A 21,264-nucleotide genomic window follows, 5' to 3' on the forward strand; every position below is an offset into this window, starting at 1 on the left:
TGTAATGTCACGGTACGTTTAGGCGAATATTTTCTGCCACAATTTCCGACCGGAGATATGAGTACCGAAGATTTTCTGGTGCTTAAATCGCGCGAAGGTCTGGAAGAGCGATTAGCTTTCTTGTTTCCCGACCCGAAAACCCGTGCCGAGCGCCGGCCTGAGTATGATGAGCGTTTGCAAATTGAGCTCGATGTTATCAACCAGATGGGGTTCCCCGGTTACTTTTTGATTGTGATGGAGTTTATCCAGTGGTCAAAAGATAACGGTATTCCGGTTGGCCCTGGCCGTGGTTCAGGGGCCGGTTCGCTGGTGGCGTATGCGCTGAGTATTACCGATCTTGATCCGCTGGAATTTGATCTGCTGTTCGAGCGATTTTTGAACCCTGAGCGTGTTTCCATGCCCGACTTTGATGTCGATTTTTGTATGGATAAGCGCGATCAGGTGATTGATCATGTTGCCGAAATGTATGGTCGCGAAGCGGTATCGCAAATTATTACGTTCGGTACGATGGCGGCCAAAGCGGTTATTCGTGATGTTGGGCGAGTACTCGGCCACCCGTATGGTTTTGTTGATCGCATCTCAAAATTAGTGCCGCCAGATCCGGGAATGACACTGGAAAAAGCCTTTGAAGCTGAGCCACAGCTACAAGAGGTGTACGATGCCGATGAAGAGGTTCGTGCGCTGATTGACATGGCCCGTAAGCTCGAAGGGGTGACCCGCAATGCCGGTAAACATGCCGGTGGTGTGGTGATTGCACCGACCAAAATCACTGACTTTTCACCGCTGTATTGTGATTCTGAAGGGAATCATCCGGTTACTCAGTTTGATAAAAATGACGTGGAGTATGCCGGCTTAGTCAAGTTTGACTTTTTGGGTCTGCGCACGTTAACCATCATTAACTGGGCGCTGGAGATGATTAACCCGCGCCTTGAGAAAGAGGGATTACCTCCCGTTGATATTACGGCGATCCCGCTAACGGATCAGCCCTCTTTTGACCTGTTACAACGCTCGGAGACAACGGCGGTATTTCAGCTTGAATCTCGCGGGATGAAAGATCTGATCAAGCGTCTAAAGCCTGACTGCTTTGAGGATATGATCGCTCTGGTGGCACTGTTCCGCCCAGGCCCGTTACAGTCGGGGATGGTGGATAACTTTATTGACCGTAAACATGGCCGTGAAGCGATATCCTACCCTGATGTTGAGTGGCAGCATGAATCACTGCAGCCGATTCTTGACCCAACTTACGGCATTATCCTGTATCAAGAGCAGGTGATGCAGATTGCGCAAACACTCTCTGGCTATACGCTGGGTGGTGCAGATATGTTGCGCCGAGCGATGGGTAAGAAAAAGCCTGAGGAGATGGCCAAGCAGCGCGGCACATTCAAAGAGGGTGCTGAGAACAACGGAGTTGATGGCGAACTCTCGATGAAGATCTTTGACTTGGTAGAGAAATTTGCCGGTTATGGATTTAATAAATCACACTCCGCTGCTTATGCACTGGTGTCATATCAGACATTATGGTTAAAAACGCACTATCCGGCTGAGTTTATGGCGGCGGTAATGACTGCCGATATGGACAATACCGATAAAATTGTCGGTTTAGTCGAAGAGTGCCGCCGGATGGGGCTGAAGATCTTATCGCCTGATGTTAATAGCGGCCATTACCGTTTTCACGTCAACCCAGAAGGTGAGGTGGTGTATGGTATTGGCGCGGTAAAAGGGGTGGGTGAAGGCCCGATTGAGGCGATTGTTGAAGCGCGTAATCAGGGGGGGTATTTCAAAGATTTATTTGATTTTTGTGCCCGTGTTGATGTCAAACGGATTAATCGCCGCATTCTGGAAAAACTGATTTTATCCGGCGCAATGGACCGACTTGGCCCGCATCGTGCAGCGTTGATGGCGACGCTTGCCGAAGCGTTAAAAGCGGCCGATCAGCATGCCAAAGCCGAAGCTCTGGGGCAGGTTGATATGTTCGGTGTGTTGGCTGATGCTCCCGAGCAAGTGGAAAAAGCCTACGCGAATGTACCGGTTTGGCCTGATCAGGTATGGCTTGAGGGTGAGCGTGAAACGCTGGGGTTGTATCTGACCGGACACCCTATCACCCAATATCTGAAAGAAATTGAGCGGTATGTACCGGCGCGCTTAAAAGACATGGTAGCCTCACCGCGTGGACAGGTGACTTCTGCCGCCGGTTTGGTGGTTGCCGCGCGGGTGATGACGACCAAGCGTGGATCACGCATTGGCCTGTTAACACTCGATGATCGTTCCGGCCGTTTAGAAGTAATGCTCTACTCTGATGCGTTAGATAAGTATCAACAGCTGATAGAAAAAGATAAAATTCTGATTGTGACCGGACAGGTCAGCTTTGATGACTACTCTGGCGGACTTAGAATGACGGCCAGGGAAGTACTGGATATCGGCGAGGCGCGGGAAAAATACATTCGCAGCCTTGCTATCTCGCTGACAGACAGGCAAATTGATGACCAGTTTTTCAGCCGTTTCCGGCAGGCATTGGAGCCACACCGCGCCGGAAGTGTGCCGGTCAATATCTATTACCAGCGGGACGATGCACAGGCCCGTTTACGTTTGGGTACTGAATGGCGTGTAACACCATCCGATCAACTGTTGCTTAGCCTGCGTACGCTGGTTGGGTCTGAACAGGTCGAGCTGGAGTTTGACTAGGACAAACATAATTATGAGTCTGAATTTTCTGGATTTCGAACAGCCGATTGCCGAATTGGAAGCTAAAATTGATTCGCTTCGCTCGGTAAATCGCCAAAATGAAAAAATGGATTTTGATCTTGATGATGAAATCCGTCGCTTACAGGAAAAAAGCATTGAGCTGACCCGTAAGATTTTTGCCGATTTAGGTGCATGGCAGGTTGCGCAACTGGCTCGCCACCCTCGTCGCCCTTATACGCTTGATTATATTGAGCATATCTTTACCGAATTTGATGAATTGGCCGGAGATCGGGCTTTTGCTGATGATAAGGCGATTGTCGGCGGGATTGCGCGCTTAAATGATCGTCCGGTGATGGTTATTGGCCATCAAAAAGGGCGTGAGACAAAAGAGAAAATCCGCCGTAACTTCGGTATGCCGGCACCGGAAGGTTATCGTAAAGCGCTGCGCCTGATGCAGATGGCTGAGCGTTTTAATCTGCCGATTATCACCTTTATTGATACGCCGGGTGCTTATCCGGGCGTGGGCGCAGAAGAGCGCGGTCAGTCAGAGGCGATTGCACATAACCTGAAAGTGATGTCAACGCTGAAAGTACCGGTTATCTGTACGGTGATCGGTGAAGGCGGTTCAGGTGGCGCACTGGCTATCGGGGTGGGTGATAAAGTGAATATGCTGCAATACAGCACTTATTCAGTGATCTCCCCAGAAGGTTGTGCTTCTATTTTGTGGAAAAGTGCCGATAAAGCACCTTTAGCGGCTGAAGCGATGGGCATTACCGCGCCACGTCTGCATGAGCTGGGTTTGGTTGACAGTGTGATCCCCGAGCCTCTCGGTGCGGCACACCGTGATGTTCCGGCGATGGCCGAAGCGTTGCGTGCGCAGTTGGCTCAGGATTTATCAGATCTTGATGTGCTAGATACCGAAATGCTGCTCGATCGTCGTTATCACCGTTTGATGAATTACGGTTACTGTTGATGGCATTACGGCCTGTGATAACCGGGTATTACCGATGATAAACAAAAATGGCGGCAGTATGCCGCCATTTTTACAGCTCAGGATCGAGCATATAACATACGTGAAGTGACATTTATATCAAGGAAAGTACGTTTTTCTCAATTTTGTTTGATATGGGAAGTTTTTCTAACATCGAAAGCGTGTTAGCCTTGCAACCTCAAAATTTTGCGCTGATAGCATGAAACCACATTCCTTATAATGCGAGATCAATCTTACCGAGTGGGTGAGTGGCTAGTTTCTGCCGCCGATAATAAATTAGTCCGTGAAGATCGGGTTTTGGTGGTTGAACCACGACTCGTGGATATGCTTTGCTATTTTTCCGCCCATCCGGGGGAAGTACTGAGCCGCGATGAGCTGATTGATAATGTCTGGACGCGCAATATTGTCACCCCGCATGTGGTAACTCAGTGCATTTCAGAGCTGCGTAAAAGCCTGAAAGATGGCCGTGCCGATGCGCCTGAATATATTATGACCGTGCCTAAGCGTGGTTATCGCCTTGTTGCACCTGTCACTGTGTGTATGTCATATGATCGCTTAGATGGCAGTTTTGACAGCAGCTTTGAACCCACCGGTGAAATGCGCGCTGACAGTATGCTCGATACCCGTGATTTACTGACAACACCACTCTCTTCGGTCAATATGACCTCTTCTATGATGCTGGGGCAGCAAAGTGATACGGCTTCGAGTGCTGATCATGTATCGGAGACCCATAAAGTCAACGAGATGCAGACGCAGATAGGGGGAGAGCATTCCACGACGCTATCTGTGAATGTGGCCGATAGTGTGGCAGAGGGCCGAGTTGCCGAGTTATCTACAAGCCATCGGGTAGGGGAGACTCGCGCTGCCGTTCCTGTGCCGTCTTCGGTGGGTTGGAAAGTGGCGTTTATCTCTTTGTTATTAGCAGTGCTTGCCGGATTATCGGCCTATTTTTTATACCCTGCTCGCCAGAACGCACCGTTGCTGATGAATCCGAATGATATTGAGATCCAGTGGGTATCCGATACAGATACACCGTGTGCTGAGAGTCAGGGTGCAATTAGCAGTGTTAACGGATTATTGTCACAGGCACTGAATAATTACAGTGTGTATACCGCGCACGATATGACCAATTACATTGGCCACCGTTTACCTACGGCCGGTAAAACGCTGTATGCACAGTTTGAGCATCAGCAGCATCACACTGCAACACAGTGTTTTTTGGCGATTTCTTTGGTTAATAATGCCACCAAAAAAACACTGATGAGCAAACGGTATATTATTACCGAAACCAATTTACTGACGGTGCAGGTTGATGTCATTAATCATGTGTTTGCGGTGTTGGGTCTGGCTTCTCCAACGGGGTTGATTGATAGATTAGGCCGTGTTGCACCACAAGATGGTGATGCATTGCGTCAGTATTATCATGCGCATCAGTTGCTGCAAAATGGCGATGTGGATTCTTTGCTGTCTGCGCGCGAGTTGTTACAGTCATTATTGAAGCGTTATCCGAAATTTATTTATGCCGATGCTGAGTTGTTGCTGAATAATATGGTGCTGATGACGCTACAACCGGCAGATAACTATGCTGAGTTGCGTAACGATTTTAAAAAGCAGCTGGCCGCTTTGGTTGAAAATCCTGAGTTGCAGGGCAACCCGATTTTACTGCAGTTACAGGCGCTATTTCAGTTGATTAACGGTAATCTGGCCATGGCTCAGTCATATGCTGAGCAGGCGGTCAGGTTAGAGAAAAACTGGTTGTCGTATGTGATTTTGGGTAAGGTGTATGAGCTTGAGGGTTTATTCAGTGATGCTTCGGATGCCTATCTCTCTGCCTATAATCATCAGCCAGGGCCTGGAACCTACTACTGGATTAAATACGCACTTTTCCAAAGTGATTTGAGTGCGGTAGCTTTTTATCTGAATAATGAGTCATACGAATAATGGCAATGTGCAGGTAATGATGAGTTACGCACTGCACTCTATTGCTTCTTTTTAGTGTTCTTCGTTTAACATTCTGCTTTTGATTTATTCTTTCATTTTCTCTGTGTGTTCTCTTTTTTGTTTTCTTCTTTTCCCTTCTATTCTCTTTTTTATTTCCTTTTCTTTAGCATCGTTTTTTACTCTTCATTATGTGCTGTATGGCATATCCTTATTTTTCGTTTAGTGGTGATGCATTTATCTTTCGTTGTGTATATTTTTTGTATCCTAAAATAGGGGGTTATCTTTTAAAATTTCATCATCTAGATGATGATGTTATTAGTGCCGCCGTAATATTACAGCCGTTTAGGTAGGTGGAGTACTGTTTATGTGATGAGCTCGCATGTGCCATCACCGCTTTGTATTGTTTGTTTTATGCACTGGGTGAAAATGAGACCGTTGCAGTCACCGATATCGGTTCTATTTAGTCAATAGTGTGTCTGTTAACCATTGAATTGATGCTTTTTCGGTATGAGATATGTCGTTCTATTGCTCTGCGCTGATGAGGATTTATCTAAGCAATATAAATATTATCAAGATATTTATATGTGCTTAAAATACACTCATTTCCACTCTGCGCGGTTTGTGTCTAAATATATCAATTGTGAGTGCCGATTTACGCTTTTAGGTTTATTTTTACATTATGAAATGCGTATCAACTCATTGATTTTAATGTTTTAATTATGCTTTTTCGCTGTTTTTTCTTAGCGCTTGTTACATTTTGACATGACGGTCAAGAGGTACTCTTTGTGTCATTTCTTGATGTGAGGGAAGAAGTTTAGTTTTACTTTAGGACTTTCTTTCGCCCGATAGATATATTTGTCTCACGAAATAGCTCGGCAGTGATTAAGCAGTGTTTTATCAATACTTAATTTTTGCCAGCCTGATAATGCCAACGCAATATTGCAAATGCTAACAAGCAAATGCCAAAGATAAAGGCGTTGTTTACTAGGTGAGCCGGTCTGTTTTGTTAAGGTGCTGAAACGTAATATCAGCTGAAAATATTTATCTTAATCAGCAGTACTGAGTTTGTGCTGTCATAAAGAGAGAAAATAAGTCAGTGGGATATTACGTTTATTTAACTTTATAGAGCTTGTTTATACAAATAGTACTTCAGGCTGATGTGGTTCACGATGATGCCATATCAGTAAAGTAGTCATTACGTTGATACGGGGTATTTTTTATATCCACAATATTTAGCGTAATGGTGAAATTTCAAAAAATGAAATTCAGGAGTCACCATGTCATCGACGAAAAAAATCGGTCTACTTGCCTGTACAGGTGTTGTTGCCGGTAACATGATGGGTAGTGGTATCGCACTGCTGCCAGCTAACTTAGCTCGTATTGGTTCTATCTCTATTTGGGGTTGGGTTATTTCCCTGATTGGCGCAATGTCATTGGCTTATGTTTATGCGCGCCTTGCTACAAAGAACCCGCAAGAGGGTGGCCCAATTGCTTATGCAGGTGAGGTTGCTCCGGTTTTCGGTTTCCAAACTGGTGTGCTGTATTATCATGCAAACTGGATTGGTAACTTGGCAATTGCAATTACCGCAGTTGCGTATCTGTCTACATTCTTCCCAGTTTTGAACCAGCCGGTTGCTGCCGGTATCGCCTGTATCGGTGCGGTATGGTTCTTTACCTTTATCAACCTGCTGGGTGGTTCTTGGGTGAGCCGTTTGACCAGTATCGGTCTGGTTCTGGTTCTGATCCCTGTTGTAGGTACTGCTATCTTCGGTTGGGCTTGGTTTGATACTGCCACTTATGTTGCTAACTGGAACACCACCGGTGAGCCAAACACTAAAGCCGTGATCAGCTCTGTGCTGCTGTGCTTGTGGGCATTCGTAGGTGTTGAATCTGCCGCGGTAAGTACCGGTATGGTTGAAAACCCACAGCGTACTGTTCCAATGGCAACCATGCTGGGAACGGGTCTGGCAGGTATCATCTACATTCTGGCTACTCAGGTAATGGCGGGTATGTTCCCTGCTGCTGAAATGGCTGCATCAGGTGCACCATTTGCCGTAAGTACTTCTAAGATGGTTGGTTCTTGGGCTGTTCCACTGGTTTCTGCGTTCACTGCTCTGGCATGTCTGACCTCTCTGGGTTCTTGGATGATGCTGGTAGGTCAAGCGGGTGCTCGTGCTGCACAAGACGGCAACTTCCCGGCTGTATATGGCGAGATGGACAAGAACGGCGTACCTAAGAAAGGCCTGATTCTGGCGTCTTGCAAAATGACTGCTCTGATGGTTCTGCTGACTGTAGCAAGTTCAAATGGCGCGAACGCTTCTGACCTGTTCGGCCAGCTGACCGGTATCGCGGTACTGCTGACTATGCTGCCGTACTTCTACTCAGCGGTTAACCTGATTCGTTTCGAGGGTGCAACTACCCGTAGTGTTCTAAGCATCGTAGCGTCTGTAATTGCTGCAGCATTCTGTTTCATCGCTCTGGCTGGTGCCGGTTCTGCTGAACTGACTGCAACCTTTATTGTTAGCCTGATCATCTTGATGTTCTATGCAAACAAAATTGGTAAGAAAAGCGCCGCAGACAAAGCCGCTTCAGCCGCGTAATTTATGCGACTAACGCGATAAAGACTTCTCCTAACGTGCCATTACACTCTTGATTATCTTGATATAACAAAGGTAATGGCACGGTATTAAGTAAGGGTTGTAAATGAATATTATTGCTATCATGAACCATATGGGCGCGTTCTTTAAAGAAGAACCGATCCGTGAACTGCATGCGTCTTTAGAAGACAAAGGCTTCCAAGTTGTTTATCCAAACGATCGTGAAGATCTGCTGAAGTTGCTGGAAAACAATGCTCGCGTTGCGGGTGTGGTATTTGACTGGGATAACTACAGCTTAGACCTGTGCCGCGATATCAACGAACTGAACGAAAAGCTGCCTCTGTTCGCGTTTGCTAACACCCACTCAAGCCTGGACGTTAGCCTGAGCGATCTGCGCCTGAACGTAACTTTCTTTGAGTATGCGCTGGACATGGCTTCAGACATCTCTCTGAAAATTAAGCAAGCTGTTGCTTCTTACGTTGACGAGATTCTGCCTCCGCTGACTAAAGCACTGTTCAAATATGTTGACGAAGGCAAGTACACTTTCTGTACTCCAGGTCACATGGGCGGTACTGCGTTCCAGAAATCTCCAGTAGGTAGCATTTTCTATGATTTCTTCGGCGAGAACGCCATGAAGTCTGATATCTCTATCTCTGTAGGCGAGCTGGGTTCACTGCTGGACCATTCAGGCCCGCACAAAGAAGCAGAAGAGTACATTGCACGTACTTTCAATGCTGAGCGTAGCTACATGGTGACTAACGGTACATCTACTGCGAACAAAATCGTAGGTATGTACTCAGCGCCAGCTGGCAGCACCATCATGATCGACCGTAACTGCCACAAATCTCTGACTCACCTGATGATGATGAGCGATGTGACTCCACTGTACTTCCGCCCAACCCGTAACGCTTACGGTATTTTAGGTGGTATCCCGCACAGTGAATTCACTCGTGAAACTATCGAGCAGAAAATTGCTGAAACACCAAATGCAGAGTGGCCAGTTCACGCCGTAGTAACTAACTCTACTTACGACGGTCTGCTGTATAACACTGATACCATCAAGCAAACTCTGGATGTTAAGTCTATCCACTTTGACTCTGCATGGGTTCCTTATACTAACTTCCACCCTATCTACAAGGGCAAGTGTGGTATGAGCGGTGAGCGTGTACCGGGTAAAGTATTCTACGAAACCCAGTCTACTCACAAACTGCTGGCGGCGTTCTCTCAGGCTTCTATGATTCACGTTAAAGGTGATATCAACGAAGAGACCTTCAGCGAAGCGTACATGATGCACACCTCTACCTCTCCACATTACGGTATCGTAGCCTCTACTGAGACTGCTGCTGCAATGATGAAAGGCAACTCAGGTAAGCGTCTGATTCAAGGTTCTATCGACCGCGCAATTCGTTTCCGTAAGGAAATCAAGCAACTGCGTGCTGAGTGCGAAGGTTGGTTCTTCGACGTATGGCAGCCAGAGAACATTGATGAAGTGGCTTGCTGGAACTTGGATCCGAAAGACGGCTGGCATGGCTTCAAGGACATCGATGAAAATCATATGTTCCTTGACCCAATCAAAGTTACCCTGCTGACTCCGGGCCTGAGCAAAGAAGGTTCTTTAGAAGAGCAAGGTATCCCAGCATCACTGGTTGCTAAGTTCCTAGACGACCGTGGCATCATCGTTGAGAAGACTGGTCCTTACAACCTGCTGTTCCTGTTCAGCATCGGTATCGATAAGACCAAGGCTCTGAGCCTGCTGCGCGGCCTGACTGAGTTCAAACGCTGCTACGACCTGAACATGAAGGTTAAGAACGTACTGCCAAGCGTGTACGCATCTAACCCAGAGTTCTACGAAGAGATGCGCATTCAAGAACTGGCACAAGGCATTCACAAGCTGATTTGCCATCACAACCTGCCAGAACTGATGTACACTGCGTTCGAAGTTCTGCCTAAGCTAGTGATGACTCCACACGCTGCGTTCCAACAAGAACTGCGTGGCAACATCGAAGAGTGCTACTTGGAAGACATGGTTGGTAAGATCAATGCGAACATGATCCTGCCATACCCACCAGGTGTTCCACTGGTAATGCCAGGTGAGATGATCACCGAAGAGAGCCGCCCAGTGCTGGACTTCCTGCAAATGCTGTGCGAAATCGGGGCTCACTTCCCAGGTTTCGAAACTGATATCCACGGTGCATACCGTCAAGACGACGGCCGTTACACTGTGAAAATCATCAAGCAGTAATTTGTATATACAAAAAACGGCGCATTTAGCGCCGTTTTTTTTACCTTACGTTCATGAAATCTTATATTCTTAACCTATTCTACTTTACCCATTCAAATTAAACGCTGATTGCCCTGCTGCGCGTTCGGAGCACGTAATTGATGAAAAATGTACTGTCTATCCAATCTCATGTGGTTTATGGCTATGCGGGCAACAAAGCCGCCGTATTACCAATGCAATTGCTGGGTGTTGATGTTTGGCCATTGCATACGGTGCAATTTTCCAATCATACCCAATATAAAAAATGGCAAGGTATGGTCTTTCCGCAGGAGCAAATTGGTCTGATTACCCAAGGAATGGATGAGATCGGTGTACTTAATGAGTGTGATGCAGTGCTGTCGGGCTATATTGGGGCGGCAGAGCAGGGGCAATCTATTTTAGCCACCGTGCGTGCGGTGAAGGCAAAAAATCCTGATGCGCTCTATTTTTGTGATCCCGTCATGGGGCATCCGGAAAAAGGCTGTATTGTTGCCGATGGTGTAGCCGAGTTCCTAACCCGTGATGCTGTACCTTGTGCTGATGTATTAGCACCTAATCTGATAGAGCTGCAAATTTTGTCGGGCATGGCTGTTGATAATTTTGAACAGGCCGTGGCTGCAGCAAAACATTTACTGACGCGTGGCCCGAAAATGGTGCTGGTAAAGCATCTGAGCCGTGCGGGTAAAAATCCTGAGCAGTTTGAAATGTTGTTGGTTAGCCAGCAGCAGACTCTGCACATCAGCCGTCCGCTGCATGATTTTGATCGTCAGCCTGTCGGCGTTGGTGACCTGACCAGTGCTGTTTTTCTGGCCAACTTGCTAAACGGTAAAACCGAGCGTGAAGCGTTTGAGCATACCGCTAATGCGATTAATGATGTGATGACCTGTACACTGCAAAACCAAAAATATGAACTCCAAATTGTTGCTGCACGTAATCATATTGTGAACCCGGTCAGCCAATATCGGGCGCAAGTGCTTTGATCCTTGCATCCTAAGCTATTGAGCGATAACGTGCGTACGGGTAGCTGAGGTATTCGCTACCCGTATTGCCATAACAACCTGTATGATAATTCCGATTATCCTATCAATAACAGATTGTTATCCCCTCTTTGTGCTGATCCAGATTAACGACCTTTAAAATCTTATGAACAGCGATCTTATTCTGACACATGCTGCTGAATGCCTCGGACAAGATACCCGTATCTTAGTGGCGTACAGTGGTGGTGTTGACTCAACAGTACTGCTGCATGTCATGGCGCGTTTGCGCACACTTAACCCGTCATTAGTGTTGCGGGCGGTACATGTTCATCATGGTTTAAGCCAGAATGCCGATATGTGGGCTGATCACTGTGCGCAGATTTGCGCGCAATGGAACGTACCGCTAGATGTGGCGCGCGTACAGGTGCAAAAAACACAGACTAGCCTTGAAGCCTCAGCCCGCGATGCTCGTTATCAGGCGATCAGTAATCTGCTGGTTGCCGGAGAGAGCTTGGTCACAGCCCAACATCTGGATGACCAGATGGAAACGGTACTGCTGGCGCTAAAGCGCGGCAGTGGCCCAGCCGGTTTAGCCGCAATGACCGATCGAATGCCATTTACCCGTGGGCAGCAATTACGCCCGTTGTTGAAAGTGACCCGTGCTGAAATCGAAGCTTATGCGCAGCACAATCAACTACGCTGGATTGAAGATGAAAGTAATGCCGATCCGCGTTTTGACCGTAATTTCTTGCGTTTACGGGTACTGCCAACCTTAACCCAGCGTTGGCCGCATATCGGTGATGCTATTGCCCGCAGTGCTGCGCTGTGCGGTGAGCAGGAGGCTCTGCTCGATGAGTTGCTGCTCGAATCGCTGCAAGCGTTGCTCGATGATGAGGAGTCTATCGAAATTGATGGGCTCAAAGCCATGTCTGATTTTAAGCGGCAAGCTGTGCTGCGCCGCTGGTTCTCCTGCCTTGGTGTGCTGATGCCATCACGCGAGCAACTGCAACGGCTGTGGTCGCAGGTTGCGCTTGCGCGTGCTGATGCAGATCCTATTTTGGGTATTCAGTTGTGGCAGGTGCGCCGCTTTAAGCAGCGCTTGTACCTGTTACCGCAAATGCAGCCACTGCATGATACCGTACACATGTGGAATGGCCTTGGCCCGTTAACTCTGCCGGATCATCTGGGTGAATTGCGGTTGCAAAGCGGTGGTATTACCGTACGTGCTCCGTTACCGGCTGAGTTTGTCAGCATCCGTTTTCGGGCGCAGGGTAAATTTCATATCATCGGGCGTAACGGTTCACGCCAGTTGAAAAAACTGTGGCAAGAGAATCAAATCCCGCCGTGGCAGCGTGATCGTATTCCGCTGCTGTTTTATGGTGAAACCCTGATCGCGGCACTGGGCGTATTTGTCACCCGTGAAGGGCAGGCGGTAGAAAAAGAGCCTCAATGGCAAATTTACTGGGCTAAACCGTGGCTTTGCTGATAGCTCTGCGCGTTATTGACAGGTCGAGCTATGGTTTGTTGCGTTGTTTGGGTTTGCATCAACACGACAAACCATAAAGAATAAAAAAGCAGAATAATAAAAGGGATAAATATGAAATCAGGCGTATTTTTCGCTCTGCTGCTTGCAGCTGGCGTATCCTCGTCGGTACTGGCAGCTGACGGCAATATTGAAGCGGGTAAAGTGCTTTCAGCAAGCTGTGCCTCTTGTCACGGCAAAGCGGGCATTGCCGCTATTCCAATCTATCCGAGTCTGGCCGGACAAAATGCGGCCTATCTGGATATCTCAATGCGTGCCTACCGTGATGGCGATCGCACCGGCGGCATGACCAGTATGATGACTCCACTGATGGAGAGCATGACCGATCAACAACTGGCTGATTTAGCCGCTTACTATGCCAGCCTAAAAGGGAAGTGATCCCGCAAAATCAGCGCGATAAGTGCTTGTTTAGTCATATTGACTTAGCGTCAGACTAATCAAAAAACTGGACACCGAACCGCTCATGGCTGACCGAGTGTAAGGTGTCCAGACGCAGCGTCATCTCATACCCATCAGACAGTTGTACCACGATAAACTCCTGATGATCTTTTACCTGCATATCCAGTGCCTTGCCCTCAATCACTTCGCCCGATTTTTGGGTGATATGCAGCCGGTAATGGTGCATACACGCCAGTTCAAGCAAGTCATAAATAGCACAAGATATAGGCTGATACTCTTTCATCGTAGTACTCCTCTGCGCACGCGGCGCGCGGTAAACCGTATAAGTACAAGACAACGTATTACTGCTGATGTGATAAGCTGTTTATCTCTTTCATTGATAGGTCATGCACAGTGCGTTATGCATCAGTGCATCATAGATTTATTTCAGCTCGACATCACTCATCAATAAATTTGCTGCTGCGTAAGCTGCTTCTTGACGAACATCTTCCGGCAGACTGCTGTTTTCAGCTATCCGGTCTAACGTTTTTAATACACAAAGCAGCGCATCGGAAATATAGCCAACTTCACCACTGCCAATTTGTGCATATACCTGACGGACGCGCTCGCCGAATTGCCACATCATAAACCTCATAAAATAAATAAAAATACGGGTATTACATCTGCTTGTAGTTTACTACAAGCTATTACATAAAGAAGATCTTGCATATACAAGGAAGATCTTTTCGTTATTTTGGCAATCGGTTTACTCAAAAATTATGCAGATAAAGGAAAATAGACCGTTACGTTTTGATGATATGTGCGCAATCTCGCCAATTTTGGCGGATTTAAATAGGTAATATCTATTCTTTGAGTTGTGTAATATATGGTTTTATCCCTTCATGGTAGCATTCTTCGCTTTTTTATTTCTTCTACTCTTGGGCAGGATGCTAATGACCGAACTACAAGCACAAACGCCAAAAAATAGCATGATGAACCGCTTCCTCAACGGTGTTGAACGGGCTGGGAATAAATTACCCGATCCGGCCATCATGTTTTTATATGCGCTTATTTTAGTATGGGTTGTCTCTGCTGCTTTGTCGCAGATGACATTTGATATGGTTAACCCGACCAATGGTGAAACCGTTCAGGTCAATAACCTGCTGACCGGTGCGGCTTTAACCTCGTTTCTGGCCAATATGGTGACCACATTCACCTCATTTGCACCGCTTGGGATCGTTTTGGTTGCCATGCTCGGTGTTGGCGTTGCCGAACAATCGGGGTACATCAATACCGGTTTGAAAAAGTTGCTGCGGGTCACGCCTGCTAAACTGCTGACTCCGATGCTGATTTTTGTGGCGATGCTCAGCCACACCGCAGCCGATGCTGGATATGTCTTGGTGATCCCGATTGGGGGCATTATTTTCCATGCTGCGGGTCGTCATCCGCTGGTTGGCTTGGCTGCCGCCTTTGCCGGTGTGTCCGGCGGATTTGCCGCAAACTTTATTCCCTGCGGTAATGATGCGCTGTTACAAGGCTTTACCCAAGCGGCTGCCCGTCTACTTGACGGTGATTACACCGTAAATACCTTGTGTAATGTGTTCTTTGGTATGGCTTCATCAGTGATGATCACACTGGTTGGCTGGTGGGTTACTGAGCGTATTGTTGAGCCGCGCGTCAGTAAAATGCAGCTAAATGATGAGTTGCCAGAACCAGAAGACATGACCGCGTACAGCGAAGCCGATAACCGTGGTTTTCGTGCTGCCAGCTTGACCATGTTGGGTGGTCTGCTGCTGCTTGCTGCACTATTGTGGCCAGAAACCTCGCCGCTGCGTGCTGCTGACGGTTCGCTGACCAGTTATAGCGCGCCGGTAATGAAATCTATTGTCCCGCTGATTTTCCTGCTGTTTATCTTTCCGGGAATTGTGTATGGCCGAGTGGCCGGTACATTTAAATCCGGTAAAGATGTTATTGATGCCATGAGCAGTACCATGAGCAAAATGGGCTCATACATGGTAATGGCATTTTTCTGCGCGCAGTTTATCAAGGCTTTTGGGGATTCTAATTTGGGTACGTTGCTGGCGCTGTCAGGTGCCGGTGTACTCAAAGATATGGCTTTACCGGGCGAAGTGACCATTATCGGCATGGTATTGCTGACAGCGATGGTTAACATCCTGATCGGCTCGGCATCAGCGAAATGGGCACTGTTATCACCAATTATGGTCCCTATGCTGATGGCTGTAGGGTTATCGCCAGAATTGACACAAGCTGCGTTCCGCATTGGGGATTCGACCACCAATATCATTACACCGCTGATGGTCTTCTTCCCGCTGGTGGTGGTGTATTGCCAGCGCTATGTAAAAGAGACCGGCGTGGGAACATTGGTTTCCATCATGATGCCGTACTCAATTGCCTTTATGATCAGCTGGATCATCTTCCTGCTCTGCTGGTGGGGCTTAGGTCTGCCACTGGGGCTGCAAGCATCTTATACTTATCCTATCGCCGGATAATTTTTTGCGTACTGTAAAAGGCTGCCTTGGCAGCCTTTTTTACATTTTTTGCTACCACTTGGCGTGATACGGTGTTGATTCAACTGCCATTGTTTATAATACACGGCAAGATAGGAAAGACGCTGAGTGACAACATGCAACAACAAGATCATGAATTCTGGATGCGCCATGCGATGACGCTGGCGGCACGTGCCGAGGCTGAGGGAGAGGTCCCAGTCGGTGCTGTGCTGGTACTCAATGGGCAGGTGATTGGCGAAGGCTGGAACCGCTCTATCGGTCAGCATGACCCGACAGCGCATGCCGAGATGATGGCAATCCGTCAGGGCGGACAGGTGATCAGCAATTATCGGCTGCTTGACGCGGTACTGTATGTCACGCTTGAGCCTTGTGCTATGTGCTGCGGAGCCATGGTACATGGCCGGATAGCGCAGGTGGTGTATGGCGCGTCAGATGCAAAAACCGGCACTGCCGGATCGGTGATGAATTTACTGCGTGAGCCGCATTTTAACCATCAGCCGGCGATTCTTTCTGGTGTGCTGGCTGCTGAGTGTGCAGAGCAACTGAGTGCTTTTTTCCGTCGCCGCCGGACGGAGCAAAAAGCGCGCAAGATGCAGTTAAAGCAGACGTTAGAGTAGGATGTTGTTCGGTAAAATGCCGTGTCAGACACGGCAATTAACGGCCAGAAGGCGCAGGGCTTGAAAGTGCATAATTGAGTGATTCTGCGCAGACCTCATCTAAATTACACAGCACAAAAATACGGTTTCGGCACAATACCTTACGCTTACGGTTAACCAGCATCCGCAAACGGCGCGGAGACCACGCTACACCCACCCGCCTTGCACCCAGACTTTTACGGCGTCGAATCATATTTTCTCTCTCTTTTTAACGATATAAACCTCTATTAGACAAGCATACTGTTACCAGAATATGAATAATAGGTAAAGGCAGAGAATAATATTCTTGAACTGTATGATAAAACAGAACGCTAAAAAAGGCCGGAAAAAGAGCGATATCTCTTTCCGGCCTCTGTATAGGGTGCAACAAGGTTGCGTATTGTCAGGCGTATTTAAAAATAGCTGCCGCCTATTTGTACGGTTTACGTTATCACCACTACTCTTTCACTTTGGCAGTAATCAAACTGGTGTTGGGTGATTTTAGCTCGGCCATCGCTTCTTGCTGAATCGCATTTTGCGTGCTGGCCTCTTTTGCTGAATTAATCACGGTCACCTCACCGGTATCGTTCAGTGGTGCAACCTCTTTTTGTTTGGCTTCCATCGCTAGCTGTTGTGCCTGATCATAACCGACCAAGCTTTGCGTATAGCGGCGGATATTCTCAACGTAGCGGTATGCCTCTCCGCCGCGTGCAAAACCGTAACGGGTTTGCGTGTAGTAGCGTTTTTGGCTCAGCATCGGCAGACGCTGTTTTACATCGGTCCACGAATCGGGGTTACCCCCTTGCAACTTGGTCAGCCGGCGCGCATCCATCATGTGTCCGAAACCAATGTTGTAGGCTGATAACGCAAACCATGCGCGCTCATCTTCTGGAATTGTCTCGGGGATTTTATCCAGCAAACGGCTTAAATAATCTGAACCGCCACGAATACTCTGTTCAGGATCGGTACGATCATTTACTCCCACTGAACTTGCAGTTGGGCGCGTTAGCATCATCAGGCCGCGTACACCGGTCGGTGAGGTTGCATCAGGATTCCAGTGTGACTCCTGATATGCCACAGCCGCAAGCAAGCGCCAGTCGAGCTCACCGGCATATTGCTCAAACAGCTTTTGGTACTGCGGCAAAGTCTTCTCAATTTGCGCTAAGAAAGTCCGTGTATCGACATAATCAAACTCATCGATATGACCAAAGTACTTCTCTTCTAAGCGTGCCAGCGTACCGTCTTCAACAATATTGCTCATAAAATCAAGCATGGCTGCATACAGGCTGTCATCTTTGCTTTTTTGCATGTACCAGACCACGGGGTCTTCATCACTGATATCAAAAGCGACCGCCAGCTCAGGTTTTACCCGTTGCAATGCAGCAATCGCAACTGAATCAGAGATCGTGTAAGCCAGTTCTCCGCTCGCGACTTTATTGAGTATCTCATCGGAAGAGAGATCAGTTGTCACTTGCCACTGTAAATTCGGGTATTTTTCATCTTTTAATCGGTTTAAGGTTGCCGCGTGCGCGGAGCCTGAGGCGACCATCAGCGTGCCCTGAATATCATTCAGCGTTTTAGGGCGGGTTTTCCCTTTACGGTAAACCAGTTGCTGTGATACCGAATAATAAGAGGGGCCAACCCGAAATTGGGATAAGCGCTCTTGATTAAACAGCAGGCCGGCTGCGGCCATATCAATACGTTTTTCATTTACCGCAGGAAACAGATCACTGATAGTGAACGCTGATTCAATGCGCAGTTCAACACCCAGATAGTCGGCAAAGCGCTTGCTTAGCTCATACTCAAGGCCGGAAGGGCCATTGGGGCCAATGTAGTAAGAGAAGGCATTGTTTAGTGTGCCTACACGCAGTTCCCCGCGTTTTTTTACCTGCTCTAACTGACTGTCGTTGTTAAAAAACCAATTACGTCCCGGTAATAATACAGCCAATCCCACGGCTAGAAATAACAGACAGCTGATAAGTTTAAAGTTCAGCGTTTTCAATAGATTATCTCTTTACGGAGTGTTATGGGGATAATGAATTGGTGGCTTTTTGTGCAATCGGAATCCGGCATTTTCTCTAACTAGCCGGCCTGACGCAATCTTTTTATTACAAGATTCGGTTTCGGGATGTCGGTAAATGTGTGTCTGAACCCCTGTAACTATCATTACGCAAACGGTTTCGTTGTTGTTGGAATTTATCTATAATGTGGCGGCCTTTTAGACAAAACTGACCTTAAAGAGAGCTAACCGATGATGGAAATACTGCGCGGCTCGCCAGCGCTTTCGGCTTTTCGAGTGAAGCAACTGCTGTCTTGTTGTCAGGATGCAACACTGCCTGTGACGGATGTATATGCTGAGTTTATGCACTTTGCTGATGTCAGCGCACCGCTAACAACTGACGAACAGAGCAAATTAGCGCGCTTATTGCGTTACGGCCCCTCTTTACCAGAGCATGAGCCTAAAGGGTATTTGTTGCTGATCACCCCGCGTCCGGGAACGCTGTCGCCTTGGTCATCGAAAGCGACAGACATCGCACATAATTGCGGCCTGACAAAGGTAAAGCGCCTAGAGCGTGGCATTGCCTATTATCTTACGGCAGATTCACTGACGGCCGAGCAGTTGCATACGCTCAGCTCCCTGCTGCACGATCGCATGATGGAGAGCGTATTTACCCAGATGCAACAGGCGCAGGCTCTCTTTACTGAACATACACCCGCACCATTACACGCAATTGATGTGTTAGGTGAAGGCCGCGCAGCACTTGAGCTGGCTAATCAGCGCCTTGGTCTGGCGTTGGCTGACGATGAAATTGATTACCTGCATGCCAATTTCAGCCGTTTACAGCGTAATCCAAATGACATCGAACTCTACATGTTTGCACAGGCAAACTCTGAGCACTGCCGCCATAAAATTTTTAATGCCGATTGGATTATTGACGGAAAGCCGCAATCCAAATCGTTGTTTAAGATGATCAAAAACACCTTTGAGAAAACACCAGAGCATGTGTTTTCTGCCTATAAAGATAATGCTGCGGTGATGGAAGGCTCAACGGTTGGCCGTTTCTTTGCTCAACCAGAGAGTGGCCGTTACGCCTATCATCAAGAGCCAAGCCATATCTTGATGAAAGTTGAAACGCATAACCACCCAACCGCCATTTCACCGTGGCCGGGGGCGGCAACCGGTTCAGGCGGTGAGATTCGTGATGAAGGTGCAACCGGACGCGGCTCTAAACCAAAAGCCGGATTGGTCGGATTTTCAGTTTCAAACCTGCGTATTCCCGGCTTTGAACAGCCGTGGGAGACCGATTTTGGTAAGCCTGCCCGTATAGTGTCGGCGCTTGACATCATGACCGAAGGGCCGCTTGGCGGTGCTGCCTTTAACAATGAATTTGGCCGACCTGCTTTGCTAGGTTACTTCCGTACCTATGAAGAAGAGGTCAGCAGCCACAATGGTCGTGAGATCCGGGGTTATCATAAGCCGATTATGCTGGCCGGTGGGCTGGGTAATATCCGTGAAGACCATATCCAAAAAGGTGAGATCCCGGTCGGCGCAAAACTGATTGTGCTTGGCGGCCCGGCGATGAATATCGGTTTGGGCGGTGGTGCGGCATCTTCAATGGCATCGGGTCAGTCGAGCGAAGATCTGGATTTTGCCTCAGTACAGCGTGATAACCCTGAGATGGAGCGCCGTTGTCAGGAAGTGATTGACCGCTGCTGGCAGCTCGGAGAGCAGAACCCGATTCTGTTTATTCACGATGTTGGTGCTGGCGGCTTGTCAAATGCGATGCCAGAGCTGGTACACGATGGCGGCCGTGGCGGGAAGTTTGATCTGCGTGCGATTGCCAGTGATGAGCCGGGTATGAGCCCGTTGGAGATTTGGTGTAACGAATCACAAGAGCGTTATGTGCTGGCTGTCTCTCCTGAACAGTTGCCGCTGTTTGATGCACTATGCCAGCGTGAGCGCGCGCCGTATGCGGTGATTGGTGAAGCCATTGCTGAACCGCACTTGAGCATGTACGACAGCCATTTTGATAATCATCCAATTGATTTACCGATGGATGTCCTACTCGGCAAAGTGCCAAAAATGCTACGTGATGTGCAGAGCCAGCAGGCCGAAGGGTCAAAATTGCTGCTGGGTACGGCAACCTTGCACGACGCGCTTGAGCGCGTGCTGCGCTTACCGGCAGTGGCCGAAAAAACCTTCCTTGTGACCATTGGCGATCGCAGTGTGACGGGAATGGTCGCGCGTGATCAAATGGTTGGCCCGTGGCAAATTCCGGTCGCGAACTGTGCGGTGACCAGTGCCAGCTTTGATAGCTACTATGGTGAAGCCATGTCGCTGGGTGAGCGGACACCGGTTGCTCTGCTTGATTTTTCCGCCTCCGCGCGACTGGCGGTGGGTGAGGCGATCACCAATATTGCAGCGACCCAAATTGGTGACATTAAACGTATCAAGCTTTCGGCAAACTGGATGTCGGCGGCCGGTCATCCGGGTGAAGATGCAGGGCTATATGCCGCAGTTAAGGCGATAGGCGAAGAGTTGTGCCCAGCATTGGGGCTAACCATTCCGGTGGGAAAAGACTCGATGTCGATGAAAACCCGCTGGCAGCACGAAGGTGAAGATCGTGCAGTCACCTCGCCATTATCGCTGGTGATCACCGCGTTTGCCCGTGTCGAAGATGTGCGCGCCACGGTAACACCGCAACTGCGCACCGATCAGGGCGTTTCACGC

14 protein-coding genes and 1 pseudogene are annotated in these 21,264 nt (G+C 48.3%); 11 read left to right on the forward strand and 4 right to left on the reverse strand.

All coding sequences use genetic code 11. From position 1 onward, the window contains the following. The 8 genes and pseudogenes from dnaE to ACRC27_RS06600 all read left to right on the forward strand — a co-directional run. Positions 1–2,682 (forward strand): DNA polymerase III subunit alpha (gene dnaE, locus ACRC27_RS06565; protein ID WP_438639468.1); only part of this gene is annotated, 2,682 nt, incomplete at its 5' end. 13 nt (positions 2,683–2,695) lie between these two features. Beyond that, on the forward strand, positions 2,696–3,655 hold the full coding sequence (gene accA, locus ACRC27_RS06570) for an acetyl-CoA carboxylase carboxyl transferase subunit alpha (RefSeq protein WP_438622760.1): 960 nt from the start codon (positions 2,696–2,698) through the stop codon (positions 3,653–3,655). Positions 3,656–3,892: 237 nt separating this feature from the next. Then, positions 3,893–5,539 (forward strand): annotated as a pseudogene (cadC, locus tag ACRC27_RS06575) (lysine decarboxylation/transport transcriptional activator CadC); the annotation flags it as partial. Positions 5,540–6,891: 1,352 nt separating this feature from the next. Then, positions 6,892–8,214, forward strand: a complete 1,323-nt coding sequence (cadB, locus tag ACRC27_RS06580) for a cadaverine/lysine antiporter (protein WP_438622761.1) — start codon at positions 6,892–6,894, stop codon at positions 8,212–8,214. A gap of 103 nt (positions 8,215–8,317) precedes the next feature. Further along, a complete protein-coding gene (locus tag ACRC27_RS06585) occupies positions 8,318–10,453 on the forward strand; it encodes a lysine decarboxylase CadA (RefSeq protein WP_438629336.1) in 2,136 nt (711 codons plus the stop codon). A gap of 140 nt (positions 10,454–10,593) precedes the next feature. Next, a complete protein-coding gene (gene pdxY, locus ACRC27_RS06590) occupies positions 10,594–11,451 on the forward strand; it encodes a pyridoxal kinase PdxY (protein WP_438622763.1) in 858 nt (285 codons plus the stop codon). A gap of 163 nt (positions 11,452–11,614) precedes the next feature. Further along, positions 11,615–12,934, forward strand: a complete 1,320-nt coding sequence (gene tilS / locus ACRC27_RS06595) for a tRNA lysidine(34) synthetase TilS (protein ID WP_438639469.1) — start codon at positions 11,615–11,617, stop codon at positions 12,932–12,934. A 111-nt stretch (positions 12,935–13,045) separates the two neighbouring features. After that, positions 13,046–13,369 (forward strand): c-type cytochrome, encoded by a 324-nt coding sequence (locus ACRC27_RS06600; protein ID WP_438622765.1) that lies wholly within the window; start codon positions 13,046–13,048, stop codon positions 13,367–13,369. Positions 13,370–13,424: 55 nt separating this feature from the next. Here ACRC27_RS06600 and ACRC27_RS06605 read toward each other — a convergent pair whose 3' ends face one another. Together ACRC27_RS06605 and ACRC27_RS06610 are read right to left on the reverse strand one after the other, a co-directional pair. Continuing rightward, positions 13,425–13,673, reverse strand: coding sequence for a Rho-binding antiterminator (locus tag ACRC27_RS06605; RefSeq protein ID WP_438622766.1), 249 nt, complete (start codon positions 13,671–13,673; stop codon positions 13,425–13,427). A gap of 138 nt (positions 13,674–13,811) precedes the next feature. After that, the gene (locus ACRC27_RS06610) at positions 13,812–14,012 is read right to left on the reverse strand and encodes a YaeP family protein (protein ID WP_438622851.1); all 201 of its coding nucleotides are present in this window, start codon (positions 14,010–14,012) and stop codon (positions 13,812–13,814) included. A 310-nt stretch (positions 14,013–14,322) separates the two neighbouring features. On the opposite strand from ACRC27_RS06610, the gene ACRC27_RS06615 reads away from it, so the two are divergent. Together ACRC27_RS06615 and tadA are read left to right on the forward strand one after the other, a co-directional pair. Beyond that, on the forward strand, positions 14,323–15,879 hold the full coding sequence (locus tag ACRC27_RS06615; protein WP_438629342.1) for an AbgT family transporter: 1,557 nt from the start codon (positions 14,323–14,325) through the stop codon (positions 15,877–15,879). 134 nt (positions 15,880–16,013) lie between these two features. Then, positions 16,014–16,514 (forward strand): tRNA adenosine(34) deaminase TadA, encoded by a 501-nt coding sequence (tadA, locus tag ACRC27_RS06620; protein ID WP_438622768.1) that lies wholly within the window; start codon positions 16,014–16,016, stop codon positions 16,512–16,514. 37 nt (positions 16,515–16,551) lie between these two features. On the opposite strand, the gene ACRC27_RS06625 is transcribed toward tadA, so the two are convergent. Together ACRC27_RS06625 and mltF are read right to left on the reverse strand one after the other, a co-directional pair. Continuing rightward, positions 16,552–16,746 (reverse strand): hypothetical protein, encoded by a 195-nt coding sequence (locus tag ACRC27_RS06625; protein ID WP_438622769.1) that lies wholly within the window; start codon positions 16,744–16,746, stop codon positions 16,552–16,554. 243 nt (positions 16,747–16,989) lie between these two features. Beyond that, positions 16,990–18,534, reverse strand: a complete 1,545-nt coding sequence (gene mltF / locus ACRC27_RS06630) for a membrane-bound lytic murein transglycosylase MltF (RefSeq protein ID WP_438629344.1) — start codon at positions 18,532–18,534, stop codon at positions 16,990–16,992. 249 nt (positions 18,535–18,783) lie between these two features. Here mltF and purL point away from each other — a divergent pair. Further along, positions 18,784–21,264, forward strand: a 2,481-nt coding sequence (gene purL, locus ACRC27_RS06635) for a phosphoribosylformylglycinamidine synthase (protein WP_438639470.1), incomplete at its 3' end; no start/stop codon positions are given.

The sequence above is a fragment of the Plesiomonas sp. genome, assembly GCF_051650925.1.
In the GTDB taxonomy this organism is placed as follows: Bacteria; Pseudomonadota; Gammaproteobacteria; order Enterobacterales; family CAMTGL01; genus Plesiomonas.

What these genes read in the sequence shown, in the direction of transcription:
- ACRC27_RS06600 (WP_438622765.1), top strand. Translation starts at nt 13,046, where the DNA reads ATGAAATCAGGCGTATTTTTCGCTCTGCTGCTTGCAGCTGGCGTATCC.
- ACRC27_RS06585 (WP_438629336.1), top strand. Translation starts at nt 8,318, where the DNA reads ATGAATATTATTGCTATCATGAACCATATGGGCGCGTTCTTTAAAGAA.
- tilS (WP_438639469.1), top strand. Translation starts at nt 11,615, where the DNA reads ATGAACAGCGATCTTATTCTGACACATGCTGCTGAATGCCTCGGACAA.
- ACRC27_RS06615 (WP_438629342.1), top strand. Translation starts at nt 14,323, where the DNA reads ATGACCGAACTACAAGCACAAACGCCAAAAAATAGCATGATGAACCGC.
- tadA (WP_438622768.1), top strand. Translation starts at nt 16,014, where the DNA reads ATGCAACAACAAGATCATGAATTCTGGATGCGCCATGCGATGACGCTG.
- pdxY (WP_438622763.1), top strand. Translation starts at nt 10,594, where the DNA reads ATGAAAAATGTACTGTCTATCCAATCTCATGTGGTTTATGGCTATGCG.
- ACRC27_RS06610 (WP_438622851.1), bottom strand. Translation starts at nt 14,012, where the DNA reads ATGTGGCAATTCGGCGAGCGCGTCCGTCAGGTATATGCACAAATTGGC.
- accA (WP_438622760.1), top strand. Translation starts at nt 2,696, where the DNA reads ATGAGTCTGAATTTTCTGGATTTCGAACAGCCGATTGCCGAATTGGAA.
- cadB (WP_438622761.1), top strand. Translation starts at nt 6,892, where the DNA reads ATGTCATCGACGAAAAAAATCGGTCTACTTGCCTGTACAGGTGTTGTT.
- ACRC27_RS06625 (WP_438622769.1), bottom strand. Translation starts at nt 16,746, where the DNA reads ATGATTCGACGCCGTAAAAGTCTGGGTGCAAGGCGGGTGGGTGTAGCG.
- ACRC27_RS06605 (WP_438622766.1), bottom strand. Translation starts at nt 13,673, where the DNA reads ATGAAAGAGTATCAGCCTATATCTTGTGCTATTTATGACTTGCTTGAA.